Raw genomic sequence first — 21,454 nt, forward strand, 5'->3', positions numbered from 1 at the left:
AATCAACGTTATTGCCTTTAGCCTAAACGCCCGACCGGGATGAAGGACAACGCAGCCACGAATGACAGCTGTGTAATTCAGTCAGCAGCCACCCAGAGAAACCACAAGCCGCCATCCTTCTGGATGGCGGCTTGTGACGTGGACGGGCAAGCGGGAAGAACTACTTCTTCTTCTTGCGCTTCTTCTGGGAGTTGGACTTCGCAGACTTGGGGCCCTTCTTAGGGTTGGTCGGCTTGGCGCCAACCTTCGGGGCAAGCTCGGCCTGGGCGCGACGCTTGGCTTCCTTTTCAGCCTCAATCTCGTTGCGCTCTTCTTCATCCAGCTTGCCGAAGATGAACTTCTGCTGGAAGAAGGTCCACACGTTATTGGTCAACATGTAGACCAGCAGACCGACGTGCCACAGCGCACCGGTGAACAAAATCATCAGCGGGAAGAACCACAGCATCATCTTGTTCATCATGTCCGCCTGCTGGCCCATCACACCGTCGGCCTGCTTCTGCAGACCCTCAGCCTGACGACGCAGGGTGCGGTTAACCGACATACGCGCATTGAAGTGGGTGGCAAGCGCGGAGACGACCATCAGCGGGATGGCGACCATAGCGATATCCATCCGAGTGAAGTCCGGTGCCAGACCCGGCTCGGTGAAGGCCGCGAACTGCTCAGCCGGCATCGAGATAGAACCCGATAGCGGCGCATTAATCACACGGGCAAGAAGGAAGGAGCGGACATCGTCCACGCCGAACATGTAGTTGGCGGTATTCCAGTTCTGCTCCACGCTGAGCCCCAAACCGCGGGCGGCATCACCGGTGCGGTTGAAGGAACGAAGCACATGGAACAGACCAATGAACACAGGAATCTGCACCAGCATCGGTAGGCAGCCACCGAGCGGGTTGACGCCCATTTCCTTCTGCAGCTTGCGCATCTCTACGGCCTGCTGCTGTTGGTCGTTGGCGTACTTCTTTTTGATGTCCTGCATCATGGGCTGCAGCTTCTGCATTTTCAGCATCGCGCGCTGCGAGTTCATCATCGGCTTGAAAAGGATCAAGCGGATGGTGACCACGAGCAGCACGATGGCGAATACCCATGAAAGTCCGGAAGAGGGTTCCAGGACCAGGCTTACTGCCTGATGCCAGAACCACATGATGGCCGAAATCGGCCAATACACGAAGTTAAGCACGGTCTAGCGGTCTCCTGTCGGCGTTGCGTCTACGGGCCGTCCACGGGCCTGTTCCAAAGGTTACCTGTGCATGCGCGCCAACCAGGCACGCAGGCTGGGATAGTGCTGCGGCACGGGGTCCCAGCCACCGGGATGCCAAGGGGCACACCGGATAATGCGCAGTGTTGTCAGCCACCCACCACGGGCCGCACCAAAGCGTCGGATAGCAATAACGCCATACTCCGAACATGTCGGTTCAAAGCGACATGTTCCGAAGCCTTTTGGTGCGGAGAGATAGCGGCGGTAAAGCCGAATCAGCCACAGCAATGACCGCGCCGGCACGGAATGCCGGCGGCCGGGTTCATCGTTGGAGTTTGCGAAGAGCGGATCGAACATCCTTCTCCAGCTCCTTCGATGTGGCCTGCGCTGCGGCCGGCAAAGCCCGAATCACCATATCGGTGCCGGGATCGAGCTCGGGGGCAAGCTGAGCGAAAATATGCCGGAGTTTGCGCGAGACCGCATGGCGGGTCACAGCATTACCGACGTTTTTGCTCACGATGAGACCCATTCGGGGGCCTCCACGGCGAACCGAGGGTTCGTCGTTGGCCATGGCGGGCTGAGATACGTCTACGGCCGCCGGTTGGACGTGAAGCACGAGTGTGCGACGTCCAGCGCGGCGGCCGGAACGCACCACTGCTGAAAAGTCAGCGGAGCGGTGCAGTTTGTACTGCGGGGGCAGCACAGTTGACGGTGATTAAGCCGACAGACGGGCGCGGCCCTTGCTACGGCGGGCAGCAACAACTGCACGGCCGGAACGGGTGCGCATACGGGTACGGAAGCCGTGCACGCGAGCACGACGGCGGTTATTCGGCTGGAAGGTCCGCTTGGACACGCTAAAACTCCTCGGTGTACCGGTGATGTTCGCAGTGCGTCGATTGCCCGCAGTACGCACATCACCTGTTGAATGACTATTTTCACCCGTTGCCGATGCGCTAAGTAATCGCAACAACTTCGGCCGGGCCGTAAGCGCGGTCGGGGGGTGACCGTGCGGCGCTTACTGAAACCGATCCGGGGGTAACTATCACCCCGGGAACAGTGAACGCGATAAGGGTACGTGCGCCGCGCCCAAGATCACAAATCAAGGGGTGGAATTGTTGTGTCCCGACTAACCCGCGTTTGGTTACGGAATCCCAGGTCACCCCGCCGCGGGTACCCCTCAAGTGTTGATAGAGGGTTGACAACTGCGGATAACTTACTCAACAAGCGGGCGCGAAAACCCAACGTTAAGGCTAAAAGACCTGGTTAACCCTAGAAATGTGGAAAACTTGATCACGGTTAGTTCAATGTGGATAATTATGGCTGTTCGCCGGGCCATGCCTATCCACATCTGTGGGTAAGTGTGTGGAAATCCAGGTCGCAGTACCTAAGCCGATGTTGACGACATTGTGTGCAGACTGTGGAAGGGAGACGGCAGCAGCGACAACATCACCGATTTTCACGCCATCGCCGCACCCGGTTCTTTAGCATTCACATCCACAGCATCGACAACGACAGCAGGGCATCCATGAGCACCGACCAACAAGACTTCGCACAGATCTGGAATCAGGTCGTCGAAACCTTGTTTGCTGCCAGCGAGGACCCGGCTAATCCGACTCCTCGACTGCTGGCCTCGGAACGCTCCCTGCTGCATTCGGTGCATCCGGTCGGTCGGCTCAACAGCTTTGTATTGCTCTCCACATCGTCTAAGCAGGCCAAAGCACTGATTGAGGAACAGCTCAATCGCCATATCTCTGAAGCCATGCGTGCCGTGATGGGCGAAGAGGTCCAGGTTGTGCTCACTGTCGCCGACCAGCCCGCTAATGCTGATCCCAATAGCCCTAATGCGACGACGCTGGATGCACCATCGCAGCGCGCAGCCGCAGAGCAGTGGTTCGCCCCGGAAGAAGAATCGCCTGGCCAGCAGCATTACACCGAACCGGGTACGCACCAACAGGCGGCATTCCGGTTTGCTGAGCCACCGGCACCCCATCAGCCGGCGCGGACCACACCTGTTGCCGAGCAGCAGCCCCAGACTCCGCCGCCGCATCTGCCCGGTGTGGACTCATCACGTCCGGCCCATAATTACGCACCCCAGGACTACGCACCCCAGGACTACTCCCAGCAGCGCACTGAGCCTGAACCGCCGCGTCCTTCAGTGACCACCATGCCGTCGGTGGTGACCAGCGGCGACAGTCCCGCTCCGGTATCGGAGATCTCCGGTTCGGTGCCGCGCCAAATGAGTGATCCGGTCGAAGAGCCATCACTGAACCCGAAGTACACCTTCGACACCTTCGTCCAAGGCCCGCAGAATAAGATCGCGGCTGCGGCTGCCGTCGCTGTGGCAGAAAACCCAGGTCGTTCCTATAACCCGCTGTATATCGCGGGTCCTTCCGGGCTGGGCAAAACGCACTTGCTGCACGCCATTGGTCATTACGCACTGAATCTGCAAAAAGACCTTCGCCTGAAGTACGTCAGCTCCGAGGAGTTCACTAACGACTTCATCACCTCGCTGCGTGAGGACGCCCAGGAGTCGTTTAAGCGTCGGTACCGCAATCTGGATGTGCTGCTTGTCGACGACATCCAGTTCTTGGCCGGTAAGGAAGGCACGCAGGGCGAGTTCTTCCACACGTTCAATGCGTTGTACCAGACCAACCGGCAGATCGTGTTGTCCTCGGACCGCCCGCCGAACCAGTTGGTCACGCTGGAGGATCGCCTGCGCACCCGGTTTGAACAGGGCCTATACGCGGATTTGTCATTGCCGGATCTGGAGACGCGAATCGCGATTCTGCAGAAGAAGGTCGAACAGCTCGACCATATGGATATCCCCGAGGACGTGCTGATTTATATCGCGCAGCACACCAACACCTCGATCCGTGCCCTCGAGGGCGACCTGTTGCAGATTTCTGCCCAGGCTTCACTGCTGCGTCGCCAGCCGAGTGTGGAACTGGCGCGCGAAGTGCTTGGCACCGGCGGCGGCTCAGTGGAAATCACCCCTGACCTGATTATTTCCACCACTGCCGAGTACTACGGGTTGTCGATTAATGACTTGCGCAGTCCGCGTCGGTCCCGTCCGATTAGCCACGCCCGTCAGGTCACCATGCACCTGATTCGCCGCATGACGAACCTGTCGCTGGTGAGTATTGGTGCGACGCTGGGGGGCCGTGACCACGCCACGGTTTTGCATGGCGATAACAAGATTGAGCGCGAGATCAGTGAAAACGACGCCACTCGGCGCGAGATTGATGAGCTCAAGGCCCGCATTCAGGAGCGCGCGCGCAGTTAATTGTCACCTGGGCTTTTCCTGGTGCATAACTTGTCAACGCAGCTGTGAATAACTGTTGAACTGTTGTTAGTTTCCGCGCCGGCGAGAAGTTATACACATCCAGCGCTATTTATGCACAGCCTGTGCACCGCGGTGTGAACACATCGCCACGCTGTGCGACCTGGGCTTGTGTGAGATCTCCACAGTGTGCACACCCCCTATTACTACTTCCCACTAGATCTACTCATCACTCCAAAGAACAAAAGGGTGTGTGGATGGAGCGCGAGAACGCTTCCCGCATTGCCTGTCTCGGACCGCACCTGGCCCTGTCGGTTTACGCAGTCTGGGCTAAGCTGGGTGGATATTGAGACGTAGTGCGCAGACGTGCGCACAGTGGAGGGATAATGACTGACGACATCGTGCAGGTCCGCGCGGCCAAGGATCAGCTTGCCGACGCTGTGGCTTGGGTGGCGCGTAGTTTGCCGACCCGACCGACCCAGCCCATCCTTCGGGGCATGGTTTTTGAAGCCACTGATGATGGCCTAGATATCGCCGGCTATGACTATGAGGTATCTACCCAGGTCAGCATCCCTGCCGAGGTCGTTGAGACCGGTAAATTTGTGGTCAACGGCAAGGTCATGTCCGAGATCATCTCGAAGATGGCTGACCAGCCGATTGATATCCGGTGCGAGGACGGCAAGGTCCATATTTCGTCGGGTTCGTCGAAATTCCGCTTGCCGACGATGACGCTCGAGGATTACCCCGAGATGCCAACCCCGCCGGCAAATACCGCCACCATCGACCCGCATGTGTTTACCGAGGCCATCGGCCAGGTTTCTGTGGCCGCCGGTAAGGATGACACCCTGCCGATGCTGACCGGTATCCGCATGGAGGCCGAGGACAATAAAGTCACCCTCGCCGCCACGGACCGTTTCCGTCTGGCTGTGCGCACTTTTGAATGGGAGGCCACGACCTCCGAGCGCACTGAGCTGTTGATCCCGGCTAAGACGTTGGCCGATACTGCCCGCAGCATTGACCTGCACACCTCGGGCCCGGTGAATATCGCTGTTGGTGATGGTTCTGATGGCAGCCCCGTCGGCGGTGACGGCCTGCTTGGTGTGCTGCGCGATAAGCGCACCACCACCACCCGCCTGCTGGAAGCGGACTTCCCGAAGTTCCGCCCGCTGTTGCCGAAGGAGCACTCGGCTGTGGCCTCGGTGGAGATCGAGCCGTTGCGGGAAGCTATCCGGCGTGTGTCGACTGTTGCTGACCGTAGCTCCCAGGTGCGCATGGACTTCTCCGACGGCCAGCTGCGCCTGTCCGCCCAGGCTGAGGAAACCGGCAGCGCCGAGGAGATCATCGATTGTGCTTTTGTCGGTGAGCCGCTGCTCATTGCCTTCAACTCGGGGTATCTCACTGATGGGCTCAGCCAGATTCACACCCCGCGTGTGGTGATGGGCTTTACCCAGCCGTCACGCCCGGCGATTTTGGTGCCCGAGCCTGATGAGCTGCCCGAAGCTAATGATGAGGGCATGTTCCCTACCCCGGACACGGAGTACACCTACCTGCTGATGCCCGTGCGTCTGCCGGGTTAAGCCGCACTACGCACGCTAATGCACCTGCGTTCGCTATCGTTGCGTGATTTCCGCTCCTGGCCAGAGGTGGAACTGACCCTGGAGCCGGGGATCACTGTTTTCACCGGCCGCAATGGCTTCGGCAAAACCAATATCGTCGAAGCCGTCGGCTACTTAGCGACGTTATCCTCACATCGGGTCAGTGCTGATGCGCCATTGGTGCGGGCTGGCGCTGAGACTGCGCGGATTTCCGCCACGGCTGTCAATGATGGCCGTGAGCTGACCGCCCATCTGCTGATTAACCCGCATAAAACCAATCTGGCGCAGCTCAACCGTACTCGTTTGCGCAGTCCGCGCGAGGTTTTAGGCACTGTCCGGGCGGTGTTATTCGCCCCTGAGGATCTGCAGTTAGTTACTGGTGAGCCAGCCCAGCGACGCCGCTATCTCGATGACCTTATTGGTTTGCGTCGGCCGCGGTTAGCGTCGGCACGCATCGAGTATGAACGCATCATCCGCCAGCGCAATGCTCTCCTAAAATCGGCGGGTTCTGCGTTGCGCCGGGGTTATTCGGCTGCCGACGGTGAGGCCGCCTTGGCCACTTTGGATACCTGGGATGCCCAGTTGGCCCGGGTCGGGGCGATTGTGACTGCCGAGCGGTTGGCATTAGTGCGGGATTTGGGCCCCCTCATTGAGCAGGCCTATATGACGTTGGCTCCGACGTCGCGGGCGGCGAAGATTCGGTACCGCCCGAAAGTCGCCGACCTCGTCGCGGATATTCCTGCTGGTAGCGCGAGGGATTCGGTAGAGGATGTGCCGGCTGAGCCGGATGTGCTTGAGGCGATGTTGCTCACCGGTCTGGCGCAGCAGCGCACCAAGGAAATTGACCGGGGGATTTCCCTCGTCGGCCCGCACCGTGACGATATTGATGTGCTGCTTGGCGACCAGCCGGCTAAGGGCTTCGCCTCCCACGGTGAGACCTGGTCGATGGCCTTGGCGCTGCGTTTGGCGTCCTACCTGCTGCTCCGTGAGGACGGCCCGGACCCGATCCTCATCCTTGATGATGTTTTCGCCGAGCTTGACCGTCGCCGTCGGGAAGCGCTGGTGGAGATTGCGTGCCAGGCTGAGCAGGTGCTCATCACCTCCGCGGTGGGGGAGGAGCTTCCCGACGGGCTTGCCGACGCTGGTTTCACCTCGCACCATGTCGATATGCGCGATGGCGATAATGGCCGCATCTCAGTGTTGGACGCGCAGTAGTGAGTGCCCATGGCTGAATCTGATGACCTGGTGACTGAGGTTTTTACTCGGCTCCGTGAAGTGGCGAAAAAGAATGGGCCGCTGCCCAATCTCATGGCCCCACCCCGGAAGCACACCACGGATATGTTGAGTGGCCGCGGCCCGGCGGAGCTGGCCGATGTGGTGGTTCCGGGCATGGGTCGTGTCGCTGATTTCCAGCGCACGTCGGAATTTGATTCCGTACCGCGCGATGCGGCCGGCACTCGGATCCCGGATCGACTGCGCAATACCCCAGGAATCCGGTACGGCACACATGGCCGACGTCGGCCGCAGCCACTGGGGTCGGTGCTGGCCAAGCAGATTATTGACCGTGGCTGGAATCCGCAATTAGCCCGTGGGGTGGTGTTGACCCAGTGGGAGAGCATCGTCGGCCCTGAGCTTGCCGCCCAGGTCACCATTGATTCTTTCGACGAAGGCACATTGCGGCTGCGCGCCTCGTCGACTGCGTGGGCGACTCAGCTGCGGCTGATGCAGGAGGCGATTATCGCCAAGATTGCGCACAGCGTCGGCGACGGCGTCGTCACGCAATTGAAAATTGTGGGCCCGCCGCAGCCGAATTGGCGTAAGGGCAAGTACTACGTCAAAGGCCGGGGGCCACGCGATACCTACGGCTGATCCGCCGGTGTTGTCGAAAACACGCCCCCAGTGCCGCTCTAACGGCGCGGGAATGGTTCCCATGTAGGGGACTACGGGTAGAATGGCCAGGTATCACAATTGCGCAGAAGGAGACTGGCCCTATCGTGGCTACGACCGATAATCATTATGACGCTTCGTCCATCACCATCCTCGAGGGTCTCGAGGCCGTCCGGAAACGCCCGGGCATGTACATCGGTTCCACCGGTGAACGCGGCCTGCACCACCTCGTCTGGGAGGTTGTCGATAACTCCGTAGACGAGGTCATGGCTGGCTACGCCACCCGGGTCGATGTCACTCTGCTTGAAGACGGCGGTGTTGAGGTTGTTGACGACGGGCGCGGTATCCCCGTCGAAATGCACCCCTCAGGCATGCCGACGGTGCAGGTCGTCATGACCCAGCTGCACGCCGGCGGCAAATTCGACTCCGATTCCTACGCCATCTCCGGTGGTCTGCACGGTGTCGGTATTTCCGTGGTCAACGCCCTATCGGATCGTGTTGAGGCCGAGATTAAGCGCGACGGCTACCTGTGGAAGCAGAATTTCGTCGACGCTATCCCCGAAGAACTCGAGCAGGGCAAGAAGTCCCGCGGCACCGGCACCACCGTGCGGTTCTGGCCTAGCGACGAGATTTTTGAGACCACCACCTTCGACTTTGAGACGATTTCGCGCCGGCTGCGCCAGATGGCCTTCCTGAATAAGGGCATGACCATCACGCTGACCGATAAGCGCGTCAGCGAAGAGGAGCTCGAAGCCGAGCAGCGCGCCGCCGAAGCCGAGCATGAATCCGCGGCCCTTGCCAAGGATGCCGATGAGGAAAAGGCCGACGAGGTTTCGAAGAAACCGAAGGTCAAGCAGCGTGTGTACCATTACCCGAATGGGTTGCGCGACTATGTCGATTCGCTGAATAAGTCCAAGACCGCGCTGCACCCCACCATCTTGCATTTCGATGCCGCTGCCGCTGATGGCAATGAGCTCGAAGTCGCGATGCAGTGGAATAACGGCTTCTCGGAGTCGGTGCACACCTTCGCCAACACCATTAACACCATTGAGGGCGGCACCCATGAGGAAGGTTTCCGTTCTGCGCTGACCTCCTTGATGAACCGGTATGCGCGTGAGCACAAGCTGCTGAAGGAAAAGGAAAATAACCTCACCGGCGATGACTGCCGTGAGGGCCTGGCCGCAGTGATTTCGGTGCGTGTGCCCGACCCCCAGTTCGAGGGCCAGACCAAGACGAAGCTGGGTAATACCGAGGTTCGTTCCTATGTGCAGAAGATGACTAATGAGCAGGTGGGCCACTGGTTGGAGGCCAACCCTGCTGAGGCGAAGATCATCATCAATAAGGCGATCTCGTCGGCACATGCTCGCCAGGCTGCCCGCAACGCCCGTGACCTGGTGCGTCGTAAGTCCGCCACTGATATCGGCGGCCTGCCCGGCAAGCTTGCTGATTGCCGCTCGAAGGACCCGATCAAGTCCGAACTGTTCGTGGTGGAGGGCGACTCCGCTGGTGGTTCGGCTAAGGCTGGTCGTAACTCGCTATTCCAGGCCATCCTGCCGTTGCGCGGCAAGATTTTGAATGTCGAAAAGGCGCGCCTCGATAAGACCCTGAAAAATGCCGAGGTCCAGGCGATTATTACCGCCCTGGGTACCGGTATTCATGACGAGTTCGATATCTCGAAGCTGCGCTACCACAAGATCATCCTCATGGCCGACGCTGATGTTGACGGCCAGCATATTGCGACGCTGCTGCTGACCTTGCTGTTCCGCCTGATGCGCCCGCTGGTCGAAGAGGGCCACGTGTACATGGCGCAGCCGCCGCTGTACAAGCTGAAGTGGAATAAGGGGCAGCCCGGCTACGCCTACTCCGATGCCGAGCGTGACCTACTGCTTCAGGAGGGCCTGGCTGCTGGTCGCAAGATCAATAAGGATGACTCCATCCAGCGCTATAAGGGTCTCGGTGAGATGGACGCCTCCGAGCTGTGGGAGACCACCATGGACCCGACGCACCGCGTGCTGCGTCAGGTTGCGCTCGACGATGCCCAGAAGGCCGATGAGCTATTCACCATCCTCATGGGTGATGATGTCTCCTCGCGTCGTTCCTTCATTACCCGCAACGCCAAGGATGTTCGTTTCCTTGACGTGTAGCGAACTGCGTAACTGATACCCACAACAGCCCCGGATGTGCCAAGCGCATCCGGGGCTGTGGTGATTAGTGCTTAGCCCAGTTCAGACCAGGGGTCGAACATGGCGTCGGCGCGGAAGATGGAATCCGAGCCCGCAGCGTCGTCCTCGCCTTCAGCGTCGGGGTCGACTGTGGGGTCTTCGTCGATGCCGGGAAGATCGGCGATGCCGCCGGCGATCTCGGAACTACCGAAGTCCGGCAGGCCACCATTGCAGCCACCGACGACGGGGCCGCCTTCGAACTGGCTCAGGATGAAGGACACACCAAAGGGCGCGCCGGTGATGGCCTGGATGAAGTGATTCTTCACGTCCTTGGTGTTGACCGGGGGCATGAAGTCATCGCGGTAGACGATATTGGCACCGGCCTCACACCAGTGGTTGGCCAGGTCTTTGGCCTGCTGGTATTCGACGTTGGTGTCGTGTTTACCGGAGACGATCATGACCGGGGCGGTGGGGGTGTCCAGGCCGATGAGCTGGTCGTCCATGGCCTGTTGGGCTTCTGGCAGTTCGGTGAGGATCTCGTCGAGCGTGCGGCCGTCTTGGGTCCAGTCGGAGGTGCTGGTGAACCCGTATTCGCGCACTACGTCGTTGGTGCACATGGTGGAGATATCGTCCAGGGCGGCGCGGCCTTTATCGGAGATGTAGTCCTGCAGCACCGTATCCAGTTCGGGGTAGCGGCGCAGCATGCCGTTGATGGTGAAGCCAATGGCACCCATCAGGTCGGAACCGTCGATACGGCGCTGCACGGAGGAAAGGTCGGCCGGTGGTGCCGAAGCGTAGGCAGCCGCGACGTCGAGGTCTGGGCCGTAGGAGGGGGCTGCTTCGACGGCTGCGGCGGAGGCCCCGCCACCTTGGGAGTGGCCGTAGAAGGCGACTTGTCCGAAGTTGTCGTTGCCGACGAGGTTCCGGGCGGCGCGGGCGGCATCGATCATGGCGTGTGCTTGGTCATCGCGGTTCATGTAGGTGTGTATGCCGCTAGTGCCCATGCCGATGTAGTCGGTGACGACCACGCGCACCCCGGAGCCGGCGAAGATCCAGTCGTAGAGCCCTTCGAAGGCGACGGCGCGTTTGGAGCTGATTGGGTCGGGCTGGTTATCCAGTGGCCAGTTGCGCGAGGGTGCGCATTGGTCGCCTTGGCCGACGGTGCCGCGGCCGATTACCACCGTCGGGCGGTTACCGGGGCCCACCCAGGGTTGCGAGGGTTCGATGACGTAGCCACTGACTGGTGTGGCCTGGCCGTACATATCGGTGGTGGAGTAGAGGATTTTTGTCACCGAGGATGGCAGCGGGTAGTCCAGTCCGGCTGGCATGGGGCCGGTGGGGGCTTGTTGGGTGCGCAGGATATCGCCGGGGGCGCCGGCGGTTACTGCACTGGTGTCGTAGAAGGGGTCGTTGTTGTCGTTGACGACGTCATTGGTGCCCGAGCTGGAGCCGAATGATGGTGCGGCGTGGGCTGGGGTGGTGGCTAGGAGGAGCGTGGAGAATGCGATCGCTGCGGCGCGACGTGCCGTTACTGTGGTCTTGGTCATAAACATTTAGATACCAAACCATGAGATGTTTTAGGGGAAAACGCGCCCGGGGTCGGAAAATAGTGTTGTGCATTCGCCAAAACAACTATCGCTATTGCCGTCGACCCTTTAACGTCAGCACCGTGAGCACCCAACCGCACGCCAAAACCCCTGACCGTATCGTGCCGATCACCATGCCGGACGGCTCCACAACACCGCTGCGGTTGTACTTCCCTCAAGGCTTCGAAAAGCGTGCCGACGGTGACGCCGACGCGGCTATTGATGCTCCACGCGGCATTGTCATCATCTGGCCTGGTTTCGGTATGGGCGGGCATTATTACTGGCCAATGGCCCGCGAACTGGCTGAACGCGGTTATGTCGCGGTGATTTCGGAACTGCGTGGCCAGGGCGACCAGAGCGCAGTGGCCTCACATTTTTCAGTCTGGGGCTACCACGAGATCGCCTCCCAGGACATGCCCATGACAGTGGCCGAAGCCCGTCGCGTGGTGGGGGAGGAGGTGCCGGTGTTTTTCATGTGCCACTCCATGGGCGGCCAGATTGCGACTTGTTATCTCGGCAGGGATGAGGCCGATATCGACGGGGCAATGTACATCGGCTCCGGTACTCCCTATGTTGGGCATTTCACCGGTGCAGACCGCCGTCGGTTGCGTATTGGCGCGCCCGTGATGCGTGTTGTTTCTGCGGTGCTTGGTTTCTGGCCCTCGGGACCACTGGATCTGGCTGGTTATGGTCGCCAGTCTCGTCGACACCTGTGGCAGTGGTCGGGCATGGCTATGTTCAACCGGCTGCGGGTGCGCAATGCGGATATCGATTACTACACCGCCGCCGGCACCATCACGACCCCGGTGTTGTTGACGACCTGCGCCGGTGATGATGACTGCAACTCTGATTCAGCGAAGGCGCTGACCTCGTGGATGCCTCAGGCCGCCAGGTTCGAATTCATCGACGAGCGGCTCGGCCATAACCGGTGGGCCCGGGAGCCGAAGGTCATCGCGGATCGTTTCGAGCAATTCGTTGGGGAACTCGACGCCCCAGCGGACTAGCAGACCGATTGCCGTAGAGCCTCAACTCGGTCGATAGCTTGTTTCGCTGTGCTGGTGCCCTCTAGAAACGTGTGTAGGTCTTGGTCGATCATTGCAGCTACTCGCATGCACTTCTGGTGCGCTTCATTCAGCTGAATACGCTTAACTTCGCGGTCTGAGTTGCCGGTACCCGGTATCGGTATCCCCTTTATCAACGATTCGTGGTGAGCGATTCGGTTACGCGTGAGATGTATCGGCCGGATCTGTTGATAAACCCAGTCTCGCGTGAATTGAGCTTTGTCTTCTGACTTGGAAATGAGCTGTCCGCCTTTAAAAGCAGTGAGCAGGGTCTGGAGATCCCACACATCGTCATGAGATGCTTTATTGGACGGCGCCTTACATGCTGTGCTTCCACCGTTATCTAACATGGCAACCCAGGTCCCGAAAGTGCAAGCAGCGATTAAACGCCCCCGAATTTTGTGGTTGTCGGGGTCATGGCTGCGTCGCTGTTTCGGCAAGCTGTCCCACGCTTCCGCAATCTGGTCAAAGGTACGTCGGTCGAAAATCGTTGCAGCCTGGCGATGCCAGTATTCGCCGTATTTGTTAACCAGTGCTCGATCCAATGCATTTCGTAAAGCAACTTCGATGACTGAGATATCACGGAATAGGGCAACGGCGACTTCTCGGTCGAGTAGGTACAAGCTGACAGCCCGGTTGATGTCGTTGTGACACTCGTAGAGATAAGGTGCCAATCTTTGCGGCGATAGGTGGTTGATCAGGGCATCGGACACCGCGGAAGGGACGGTTGACTTATCTGCCATGGTAGGTATCATAATCTGCGTACTCCTCCCCGCACTGGGCTACCTGCACACCAGGATTCGCCGCGGGGAGGTTTGTTTTATCCCCGCTTATGCACAGCCGCGATAGTCACCGCAGCGAGCACGTCGTTATGTTCACGCAGCGGCGCTAGCCGTGTGATGGCGTCGGTGATGGCCTCAGTGCATTCATGGGCATCGCGGTGCACCGGGATGCCGCCGATTTGTCCACGGGCGACTGCGGCGACTGCGCATAGGGCGGCCGCGGAGCGGATTGAGGTGCCGTATTCCTCGCATACTTCTTCTGCGATGATCAGCATGTCCTCGCTGGTCAGTGGGGCAATCATCGTGTTCCCCGGGCGCGGCGGACACGGGAATCTAAGGCGCGGTATTCACTGACCTCACGTCGGGCGAGATCCCGGATCTCTGCTGAGCGCACTGTGCGGGCTGCGGTTTCCACAATGGCCCGGGTGGCGGCTTCTTGTTTGGAGGTGCCGTGTGCCTGGGCGAGCAGACTTAAGGCTGCGTCTTGTTCGGGGCTTAGTCGCAGGGTCATTGCCATCGCGGTTCTCCTTCATGCTGATACCACGACGGTATCAACGTCGGAAAGCATAACCGCTTTATGGCCCACAGGACGTACCATGGAAGGCATTGCCCGCACACAGCAAAGGACAACTACGTGAGCGACGACACTCTCTTCGGCCCCGATAGCGCTGGCGGCCGCGTCGGAGACGAAATCCGACCCATCGACATCAATAACGAGATGCAGTCGAGCTATATCGACTACGCCATGTCCGTTATCGTCGGTCGCGCCCTGCCGGAGGTCCGCGACGGCCTGAAGCCCGTACACCGCCGCATCCTCTACGCGATGTACGACAACGGCTACCGCCCCGACCGCGGTTACGTGAAGTCCTCCAAGCCGGTCTCGGACACCATGGGTAACTACCACCCGCACGGCGACTCCGCGATCTACGACACCATGGTCCGCATGGCCCAGCCGTGGTCCATGCGCTACCCGCTTGTCGACGGCCAGGGCAACTTCGGTTCCCGCGGTGACGACGGTGCCGCCGCCATGCGTTATACCGAGGCCCGGCTGACCCCGCTGGCCATGGAAATGGTCCGCGATATCCGCGAAAACACCGTCGACTTCCAGCCCAACTACGACGGCCGCACCACCGAGCCGGTCGTGCTGCCCTCCCGTGTGCCGCAGCTGCTGATGAACGGCTCCGGCGGTATCGCCGTCGGCATGGCGACCAATATCCCGCCGCACAACCTCCGCGAGGTCGGCGACGCCATCAGCTGGTGCCTGGAAAACCACGAGGCCGATGAGAAGACCACCCTCGAGGCGGTCATGGAACGCATCAAGGGCCCGGATTTCCCCACTGCCGGCCAAATCGTCGGCGACCAAGGTATCCGCGATGCCTACACCACCGGCCGCGGCTCCATCCGCATGCGCGGCGTGACCTCCATTGAGGAGGAAGGCAACCGCCAATCCATCGTCATCACCGAGCTGCCCTACCAGGTCAACCCGGACCGCCTTATCGCCTCCATTGCCGAACAGGTCCGCGATGGCCGCCTGGCCGGCATCTCGTCTATCGATGATGAGTCCGACCTCAAATGGGGCATGCGTATCGTCGTCAAGCTCAAGCGCGATGCGGTGCCGCGCGTGGTGCTCAACAACTTGTACAAGCACTCGCAGCTGCAAACCAGCTTCGGTGCCAATATGCTCTCCATCGTCGATGGCGTGCCGCGCACCCTGCGCCTTGACCAGCTGATTCGCCTCTACGTCGATCACCAGATCGAGGTCATTGTGCGGCGCACCCAGTACCGCCTCGACGAGGCCGAAAAGCGCGCCCACATCCTGCGCGGTTTGGTCAAGGCCCTCGACATGCTCGACGAGGTCATCGCTTTGATCCGTCGCTCCCCGACGGTCGATGATGCCCGCACCGGCCTGATCGAACTGCTCGATATTGACACTGACCAGGCCGACGCCATCCTCGCGATGCAGCTGCGCCGCCTGGCCGCCCTCGAGCGCCAGAAGATCGTCGACGACCTCGCCGAACTTGAGAAGAAGATCGCCGACTACAAGGACATCTTGGCTTCCCCGCAGCGGCAGCGCGACATTGTCCGCGATGAGCTGGCAGAGATCGTCGACAAGTACGGCGACGACCGCCGCACCGAAATCATCGGTGCTGTGGGCGATGTCACCGAAGAAGACCTCATCGCCCGCGAAAACGTCGTCGTCACCATCAGTTCCACCGGCTACGCCAAGCGCACCAAGGTTGATTCCTACAAGACCCAACGCCGCGGCGGAAAGGGTGTGCGCGGCGCCGACCTGAAGCAAGACGACATCATCCGCCACTTCTTCGTGTGCTCCACGCACGACTGGATGCTGTTCTTCACTAACACCGGCCGGGTCTACCGCCTCAAGGCATACGAACTGCCCGAAGCTACCCGCGCCGCCCGCGGCCAACACGTCGCGAACCTGCTGGAATTCCAGCCCGGCGAACGAATCGCCGAAGTGCTGCAGATTTCCTCCTTCACCGACGCCCCCTACCTGGTGCTGGCCACTGCTTCCGGCAAGGTCAAGAAGTCCCGCCTGGAGGACTACGATTCAGCCCGCTCCTCGGGTTTGATCGCCATCAACCTCAAGGAAGGCGACAGCCTCATCGGTGCTCGGCTTTGCCGCGCCGAAGATGACCTGCTGCTGGTCTCCGAACGCGGACAGGCCATCCGGTTCTCCGCCGACGATGAAGTGCTGCGCCCCATGGGCCGCGCTACCGCCGGCGTGCTGGGTATGCGCTTCAAGGGCGATGATTCGCTGCTGTCCATGGTTGTGGTCGAAGAAGGCCAGAACCTGCTGGTGGCAACCACCGGCGGCTACGGCAAGAAGACTCCGCTGTCCGAATACACCACCCAGGGCCGTGGTGGTCAGGGTGTGCTCACCCTCAAGTACGACCGCAAGCGCGGCCCGCTGATGGGTGCGTTGGTGGTCGATAAGGACGACGAAATCTTCGCCGTGACTTCGGCGGGCGATATCATCCGCACCAACGTTTCCGAGATCCGCGCGACCTCCCGCGCCACCAAGGGCGTGCGCCTGGTCAACCTTGCCGAAGGCACGGAGCTGCTCGCCATTGACCGCAATGTTGAGGCCGAAGGCGAAGAAACCGCCGCGCAGGTCAGCGAGACCGGCACGCTCGATATCGTCGGCGGCCGCCCCGGTGGCACCGACGGTTCGAGTAAAGCCAGCTCGGCCACCGATGAAGGGAAATAGCGATGGCTAACAGCGGGTACACCGAACTCCGGCGCCTGGATCCGTGGTCAATGCTGCGGATCAGCGCCGCAGTGAGCGTCATCGCTTTCCTTGTGTGGATGATCACTGTCGCCGTGATGTACATGGTGCTAGGCAGCATGGGCGTGTGGGACAGCCTCAATGACCTCATCGGCAGCGACGAGTTCGGGCTCACCCGCATCTTCATCGCCTCTGCTGTGCTTGGTCTGTTGTGGGCGGTGCTGACGACCGCGCTGCTTACTCTTGGCGCGTTCATCTATAACGCTTGTGCTGGCCTTGTGGGCGGCGCGAAGCTTGGGTTAGTTGAATAATTGCGCCGGCGGGTGCAGTTGCATGGCCTAAAAAATAGGTGTGAACTGGTGATTTGGCGTAACCCTCAGTGGCGGGTTAAGTTATATCCCGGTTCAGGGCCTATAGCTCAGGCGGTTAGAGCACTTCGCTGATAACGAAGGGGTCGGAGGTTCAAGTCCTCCTAGGCCCACCACCATGCGGGCCCGCGCCAAGGTGAGTGCAAACTCTTCCGGGCGCGGGTTTTCCGTATGACGGTTTCCCCGAACTTGTTCGGTGAGCCACCTGGGGCCTTAGCTCAATTGGTAGAGCACCACCTTTGCAAGGTGGGGGTCAGGGGTTCGATTCCCCTAGGCTCCACAGCAACGCAAAGCCCGGTTCCGCACTTAGTGTGGGGCCGGGCTTTTGCTGTCCCCGGTCCCGCGCCGGCGCGCAGATCCGTACCTTTTGCGCAAACCCGTACGGAATTTCGCACGGATCTGCGCAATTCGTACGGATCTAGCCCACAAGCCTTCCCCCTGAGCTTTCCGACGTCGACGCCGCCGCACTCACCCCACCCCCGGCGCCACGACCGCGCCCAGCCTCCCCACTGCCCGCCCGCGCACTGGCCTCCCCACAGTTCGCCGCGCCTACCCCCTCGTCCCGGCCCTGCCACCGCCCCCGCGCGCAGATCCGTACCTTTTGCACAAACCCGTACGGAATTTCGCACGGATCTGCACAATTCGTACGGATCTGCCCCACCAGCTCCGCAACACGAGCTCCCGCAGCCCCGCCGGCCGCGTGCCAACCCGCACGCAGCCCCCAAACGCAACAATCCCGGCCCTGGCGCAAACCAGAACCGGGATTGTCAGGCGCAGTAGCAGCGCTACTGCTTACTTCTTGTCGGAGTCGTCCGAAGCGCTGAACTCGTCCTGAGCCAGCACCTGGTCGGCGCGTGCCTCGGCCTGGTCGGCGCGGGCGTCGACCTTGGCTTCGGCTTCCTCGCGGGAAGCGGCGGCGGTGGCTTCGGCAGCAGCCTTGGCGCGGGCTGCCATCTCGGCCACGGACTCGGCGGACTCTTCCGCAGCGCTGGAGTCATCGGCCTTGGCCTCAGCCTCAGCCTTGACTTCCTTGGCCTTGGTCTCTGCCTTGGCCTTCACCTCGGAGGCCTCAGCCTGGGCTTCCTGGGAGAGCTCGGCGGCCTTGTCGCGAACGTCGTCGGCGACCTCGGCGGCCTTATCGCGGGCGGCCTCGACGGTACCGGCGGGGTCATTGACAACGCGCTTCAGGCTGAGCTGGTCGTCACCGTTGCCATTGCGGACCTTGGCGGGACCGGTTTGCACCGGCATGTCCTTCTTGCGCAGCTTCCATACTGCGAAAGCGACGATGGCTGCGACGGCGGCGAAGATCAGGGTGCTGGTGGCGAAACCACCGGTCTTCTTTTCCTGCTCACGCTTGCCGGCCAGCTGCTCGGCACGGTCACGCAGTTCTTCGGCGCGGGCGCGGGCCTGCACGCGGGCTGCGTCGAGTTCCTTAGCCGCGTCCTTACGGGCGGCCTTCAGGTCCTTCTTGGCCTGCTTGGACTTCTTCTTGCCCTTCTTCTCGAAGGACTTGCGCTTCTTCGCGGCCTTTTTGGTCAGCTCGGCGCGCTGTTCGTCGAATTCGTCGCGGGCGTTAGCCAGGCCCTTGGCCAGTTCTTCGCGGCCGCCCTTGTGCTGGGCTGCGAGCTCGCGGGCACCGTCCTTGGCGCGCACGCGCACGTCGTCGGCGTTTGCTTTAGCTTCGGCCTGCTTTTTCTCGGCCACCTTCTTGGCGTGCTGCATGGTGTCGTACAGCTCGGCGGCTTTTTTGTTTTTGTAATCTCCGTAGGTCTTGTAGGCGCCACGGGCGCCCTTAAGGGCCAGGGAGAAAGTATTAGGGATCATGTACGCGGTCTCCTCGTTTATGTGTGCGCGTGCCTTCTCTATCTAGGTTAGGGCTTTTCACCCCGCCGCGTTGTTCCCAAGCGAGAATCATCCGGTATCGTCGACGGCGTGACTATCAAGACCGCGACCGCGACCGTGCACACGAACCAGGGTGACATTGTCATCGATCTGTTCGGCAACCACGCTCCCAACACTGTCGATAACTTCATCGGCCTGGCGGAGGGCACCAAGGATTACTCCTCGGCGAATGCTTCCGGAACTCAGGAAGGTCCGTTCTACGACAACGCGATCTTCCACCGCATCATCGCTGGGTTCATGATTCAGGGTGGCGACCCCGACGGCACCGGCACCGGTGGCCCGGGCTACATGTTCGACGATGAGATTCACCCCGAGCTGCAGTTCGACCGCCCCTACCTGCTGGCTATGGCTAATGCCGGCAAGCGTGGTGGCCGTGGCACCAATGGTTCCCAGTTCTTCATCACCACTGTTGCTACCCCGCATCTCAACGGTAATCACACCATTTTCGGTGAGGTTGCCGACGAGTCCTCCCGCGAGGTCGTCAACAAGATTGAGAAGGTCAGCACCGACCGTTGGGATCGTCCCGTCGAGCCGGTTGTGATCACCGGTATCGATATCGAGAAGAACTAGTTTTCCTCCACAGGGCGTACCGGTTGGCCCGGTAGCGTTGGGGTCCATGGCAGGACCCCAGCAGCGCAGTGGACTGCGCGCCCATTTTGACCGCGCCCCGATAACGGTGGCGCTGATTGCCCTCGCCGTCGTGGTGTACTTCATCACGGCGGCATTATCCGGCTCCTTCGCTGAGAATCTGTCTTCAGCGGAGGTAGCCGGTTTTTCGATCTATGGCCCCGGTATGTGTGCCGGGTGGTTTGCCCCATTGCGACTGTTTACGGGTCCGCTTTTGCATATTGGGCCGGGTCATTTGTTGTCCAACATCATGCTGTTGGGTTTGGCTGCACCACAGGTGGAGCGGTTTTGGGGGTCGCTGCGGTATTCGCTGATGTTGGTGGTGTGCGCGGCGGCGTCGTCGGTGGCGGTGTTGTGGTGGACTCCGCTGAGTCCGACGGTGGGGCTGTCCGGGGCGGTGTTGGGTATGTGGATGGTGCTGGGTGCGCAGTTCGCGTTGGTGGATCGGCAATTATTGCGCCCGATTGCTGTGTTGGTGGTGGTCACCCTTTTGATGCCGGTGGTAGTGCCGAATGTGTCGTGGTCGGGCCATCTTGGGGGTTTGTTGGCCGGGTCTGCGGTTGGTGCTGGTTGGGCTGCGGTGTTGACGGGGCGGTTCGGCGCTGGTGGTTCTGGGGCTGCTGGCCGACGTTTTCGGCTTTATGCGGTCCTTGCCGTGGTGGCTGGTGCGGTGGCGATAGCGGCTGTGGCGTGGTGGTTGGTGGGGCCGATCTGTGGCACGTACTAGCTAAGACCTTCAATGTTCACTTGAGGGGATAAGTGGGGGTAGTGGCTTTCCACATGGTTGATAATTGGGGGCCGCTGGATTCCCCGTCATGTGGAAAAAGTCCCAGTAGTTGTGCACAAGCCGTCCACACTTTATCCACCGGGTTATGAACACCGCCGCTCAGTTATTCACTATCCACATAGTTGTGCACAGCTGTGGATAATCCCATTGTTGTAATTTCCGGAACTATGTACGAACAGCGGGAAAACATGCCGGATACGGCCTCGGGCTGCGTCTGACACACATCTATGTAACTTGTGCACAGGGTTATCAACAGCATGTGGACAAGGTTGAAAGTCTATTTCCGGCATCATCCACCACCTTCATCCACCGACTGTGGATAACTCTCTGGCCCCTCAGGCCGCCGATGGGGAAAAGTTATCCACCGGTTATCCCCAGCGGTGTGGGCAGTGTTGTTCACTTTATGACCAAGGGCAATCCCCAACACCGGTTGGTTGAGTATGGGAAACGGGGGGAGGGTAGCGTCGGAAAGCCACCCCCAATGCCGCGCGATGTTCCACCCGTAGCTAAACCGTGTTCGACTTAGCAGGTGAGAGGACTGCGCCAACTATCCACAGCGGCATGAGGCAGCAAAAAACCGCCCGAAGATAAACTCTCCGAGCGGCTAAAAGCGGTGCGGGCGGGCTGCTAACGCCAACCCATGGTCATCAGCAGACCAATGATGAACAGGCCGAAGCCAATCAAGAAATTCCAGGCGCCCAGCTCCACCATGAACGGGATGTGCGGGCCAGCGATGTAGTTGACGACCAGCCACAACATGCCGATGGCCATCAGGCCGAACATCACAATCTTGTACCACAGGGGCGTGGATGTGGTGTTGATCTTGACCGGGGTGCGGCTAATTCCGCCGCCACCGGGCGCGTTATCAGCGTTGTAGTCGACCTTTGCCTTGGGCATGACGCCGCCTCCGTTTTTCGTTGCGCTCGTGATGGGCACGTGGGCACTGTTTCTGATGCCCAATACGTCGTACACCTT

Annotated in this window: 20 protein-coding genes and 2 tRNA genes; 12 read left to right on the forward strand and 10 right to left on the reverse strand. The window is 60.4% G+C overall.

The window, feature by feature from the left end:
• Positions 1–160: 160 nt before the first annotated feature.
• From yidC to rpmH, 4 genes are read right to left on the reverse strand one after another with little or no spacing between them, the layout of a single operon-like run.
• The gene (gene yidC, locus KRX51_RS00170; protein ID WP_218360961.1) at positions 161–1,177 is read right to left on the reverse strand and encodes a membrane protein insertase YidC; all 1,017 of its coding nucleotides are present in this window, start codon (positions 1,175–1,177) and stop codon (positions 161–163) included.
• A 60-nt stretch (positions 1,178–1,237) separates the two neighbouring features.
• On the reverse strand, positions 1,238–1,552 hold the full coding sequence (yidD, locus tag KRX51_RS00175) for a membrane protein insertion efficiency factor YidD (protein ID WP_218360962.1): 315 nt from the start codon (positions 1,550–1,552) through the stop codon (positions 1,238–1,240).
• Positions 1,518–1,898: a ribonuclease P protein component gene (rnpA, locus tag KRX51_RS00180; RefSeq protein WP_218360963.1), complete on the reverse strand. Its 381-nt coding sequence runs from the start codon at positions 1,896–1,898 to the stop codon at positions 1,518–1,520. The genes yidD and rnpA overlap by 35 nt, the downstream gene beginning before the upstream one ends.
• Before the next feature lie 12 nt (positions 1,899–1,910).
• Positions 1,911–2,048 (reverse strand): 50S ribosomal protein L34, encoded by a 138-nt coding sequence (rpmH, locus tag KRX51_RS00185; protein ID WP_005511646.1) that lies wholly within the window; start codon positions 2,046–2,048, stop codon positions 1,911–1,913.
• Between the two features lie 672 nt (positions 2,049–2,720).
• Between rpmH and dnaA the strand changes: the two genes are divergently transcribed.
• From dnaA to gyrB, 5 genes are all read left to right on the forward strand, one after another.
• Entirely contained in the window at positions 2,721–4,478 is a 1,758-nt protein-coding gene (dnaA, locus tag KRX51_RS00190) for a chromosomal replication initiator protein DnaA (protein WP_218360964.1), read from the forward strand.
• Positions 4,479–4,861: 383 nt separating this feature from the next.
• Entirely contained in the window at positions 4,862–6,052 is a 1,191-nt protein-coding gene (gene dnaN, locus KRX51_RS00195; RefSeq protein WP_218360965.1) for a DNA polymerase III subunit beta, read from the forward strand.
• 18 nt (positions 6,053–6,070) lie between these two features.
• Positions 6,071–7,285, forward strand: a complete 1,215-nt coding sequence (recF, locus tag KRX51_RS00200) for a DNA replication/repair protein RecF (RefSeq protein WP_218360966.1) — start codon at positions 6,071–6,073, stop codon at positions 7,283–7,285.
• Between the two features lie 9 nt (positions 7,286–7,294).
• Complete coding sequence (locus KRX51_RS00205) at positions 7,295–7,939, forward strand: DUF721 domain-containing protein (protein ID WP_218360967.1); 645 nt, start codon at positions 7,295–7,297, stop codon at positions 7,937–7,939.
• 125 nt (positions 7,940–8,064) lie between these two features.
• A complete protein-coding gene (gyrB, locus tag KRX51_RS00210) occupies positions 8,065–10,101 on the forward strand; it encodes a DNA topoisomerase (ATP-hydrolyzing) subunit B (protein WP_218360968.1) in 2,037 nt (678 codons plus the stop codon).
• A gap of 71 nt (positions 10,102–10,172) precedes the next feature.
• Here gyrB and KRX51_RS00215 read toward each other — a convergent pair whose 3' ends face one another.
• Complete coding sequence (locus tag KRX51_RS00215; protein WP_218360969.1) at positions 10,173–11,666, reverse strand: lipase family protein; 1,494 nt, start codon at positions 11,664–11,666, stop codon at positions 10,173–10,175.
• 122 nt (positions 11,667–11,788) lie between these two features.
• Between KRX51_RS00215 and KRX51_RS00220 the strand changes: the two genes are divergently transcribed.
• A complete protein-coding gene (locus KRX51_RS00220) occupies positions 11,789–12,709 on the forward strand; it encodes an alpha/beta fold hydrolase (protein ID WP_370624942.1) in 921 nt (306 codons plus the stop codon).
• Here KRX51_RS00220 and KRX51_RS00225 read toward each other — a convergent pair.
• The 3 genes from KRX51_RS00225 to KRX51_RS00235 form a co-directional block, all read right to left on the reverse strand.
• Positions 12,706–13,509: an Abi family protein gene (locus tag KRX51_RS00225; RefSeq protein WP_218360971.1), complete on the reverse strand. Its 804-nt coding sequence runs from the start codon at positions 13,507–13,509 to the stop codon at positions 12,706–12,708. The genes KRX51_RS00220 and KRX51_RS00225 overlap by 4 nt on opposite strands.
• 77 nt (positions 13,510–13,586) lie before the next feature.
• Positions 13,587–13,850: a TetR family transcriptional regulator gene (locus tag KRX51_RS00230; protein WP_218360972.1), complete on the reverse strand. Its 264-nt coding sequence runs from the start codon at positions 13,848–13,850 to the stop codon at positions 13,587–13,589.
• Positions 13,847–14,065 carry a CopG family transcriptional regulator gene (locus KRX51_RS00235; protein WP_218360973.1) on the reverse strand — a complete coding sequence of 73 codons (219 nt, stop codon included), beginning with the start codon at positions 14,063–14,065 and terminating at the stop codon, positions 13,847–13,849. The genes KRX51_RS00230 and KRX51_RS00235 overlap by 4 nt, the downstream gene beginning before the upstream one ends.
• A 201-nt stretch (positions 14,066–14,266) precedes the next feature.
• Here KRX51_RS00235 and gyrA point away from each other — a divergent pair, with 201 nt between their 5' ends.
• The 4 genes from gyrA to KRX51_RS00255 all read left to right on the forward strand — a co-directional run bounded on the left by gyrA (position 14,267) and on the right by KRX51_RS00255 (position 17,443).
• On the forward strand, positions 14,267–16,777 hold the full coding sequence (gyrA, locus tag KRX51_RS00240; protein WP_370625039.1) for a DNA gyrase subunit A: 2,511 nt from the start codon (positions 14,267–14,269) through the stop codon (positions 16,775–16,777).
• Positions 16,778–16,779: 2 nt separating this feature from the next.
• A complete protein-coding gene (locus tag KRX51_RS00245) occupies positions 16,780–17,106 on the forward strand; it encodes a DUF3566 domain-containing protein (RefSeq protein ID WP_218360975.1) in 327 nt (108 codons plus the stop codon).
• 96 nt (positions 17,107–17,202) lie between these two features.
• Positions 17,203–17,279 (forward strand) — tRNA-Ile (locus tag KRX51_RS00250).
• A gap of 91 nt (positions 17,280–17,370) precedes the next feature.
• Positions 17,371–17,443 (forward strand) — tRNA-Ala (locus tag KRX51_RS00255).
• Positions 17,444–17,955: 512 nt separating this feature from the next.
• On the opposite strand, the gene KRX51_RS00260 is transcribed toward KRX51_RS00255, so the two are convergent.
• Entirely contained in the window at positions 17,956–18,987 is a 1,032-nt protein-coding gene (locus tag KRX51_RS00260; RefSeq protein WP_218360976.1) for a hypothetical protein, read from the reverse strand.
• 108 nt (positions 18,988–19,095) lie between these two features.
• Here KRX51_RS00260 and KRX51_RS00265 point away from each other — a divergent pair, with 108 nt between their 5' ends.
• Together KRX51_RS00265 and KRX51_RS00270 are read left to right on the forward strand one after the other, a co-directional pair.
• Positions 19,096–19,635, forward strand: coding sequence for a peptidylprolyl isomerase (locus KRX51_RS00265; RefSeq protein ID WP_218360977.1), 540 nt, complete (start codon positions 19,096–19,098; stop codon positions 19,633–19,635).
• Positions 19,636–19,681: 46 nt separating this feature from the next.
• Entirely contained in the window at positions 19,682–20,419 is a 738-nt protein-coding gene (locus tag KRX51_RS00270; protein ID WP_218360978.1) for a rhomboid family intramembrane serine protease, read from the forward strand.
• Positions 20,420–21,106: 687 nt separating this feature from the next.
• Here KRX51_RS00270 and crgA read toward each other — a convergent pair.
• A complete protein-coding gene (gene crgA / locus KRX51_RS00275) occupies positions 21,107–21,376 on the reverse strand; it encodes a cell division protein CrgA (RefSeq protein ID WP_218360979.1) in 270 nt (89 codons plus the stop codon).
• Positions 21,377–21,454 lie beyond the last annotated feature (78 nt).

It is taken from the genome of Corynebacterium sp. TAE3-ERU12, assembly GCF_019209905.1.
Taxonomy (GTDB): Bacteria; Actinomycetota; Actinomycetes; order Mycobacteriales; family Mycobacteriaceae; genus Corynebacterium.

Coding starts and splice junctions, on each gene's coding strand:
- yidD (WP_218360962.1), bottom strand. CDS start 1,552: ATGTTCGATCCGCTCTTCGCAAACTCCAACGATGAACCCGGCCGCCGG.
- recF (WP_218360966.1), top strand. CDS start 6,071: ATGCACCTGCGTTCGCTATCGTTGCGTGATTTCCGCTCCTGGCCAGAG.
- KRX51_RS00215 (WP_218360969.1), bottom strand. CDS start 11,666: ATGACCAAGACCACAGTAACGGCACGTCGCGCCGCAGCGATCGCATTC.
- KRX51_RS00230 (WP_218360972.1), bottom strand. CDS start 13,850: ATGATTGCCCCACTGACCAGCGAGGACATGCTGATCATCGCAGAAGAA.
- KRX51_RS00245 (WP_218360975.1), top strand. CDS start 16,780: ATGGCTAACAGCGGGTACACCGAACTCCGGCGCCTGGATCCGTGGTCA.
- gyrA (WP_370625039.1), top strand. CDS start 14,267: ATGCAGTCGAGCTATATCGACTACGCCATGTCCGTTATCGTCGGTCGC.
- KRX51_RS00205 (WP_218360967.1), top strand. CDS start 7,295: ATGGCTGAATCTGATGACCTGGTGACTGAGGTTTTTACTCGGCTCCGT.
- KRX51_RS00225 (WP_218360971.1), bottom strand. CDS start 13,509: ATGGCAGATAAGTCAACCGTCCCTTCCGCGGTGTCCGATGCCCTGATC.
- KRX51_RS00260 (WP_218360976.1), bottom strand. CDS start 18,987: ATGATCCCTAATACTTTCTCCCTGGCCCTTAAGGGCGCCCGTGGCGCC.
- dnaA (WP_218360964.1), top strand. CDS start 2,721: ATGAGCACCGACCAACAAGACTTCGCACAGATCTGGAATCAGGTCGTC.
- crgA (WP_218360979.1), bottom strand. CDS start 21,376: ATGCCCAAGGCAAAGGTCGACTACAACGCTGATAACGCGCCCGGTGGC.
- dnaN (WP_218360965.1), top strand. CDS start 4,862: ATGACTGACGACATCGTGCAGGTCCGCGCGGCCAAGGATCAGCTTGCC.
- KRX51_RS00235 (WP_218360973.1), bottom strand. CDS start 14,065: ATGGCAATGACCCTGCGACTAAGCCCCGAACAAGACGCAGCCTTAAGT.
- KRX51_RS00270 (WP_218360978.1), top strand. CDS start 19,682: ATGGCAGGACCCCAGCAGCGCAGTGGACTGCGCGCCCATTTTGACCGC.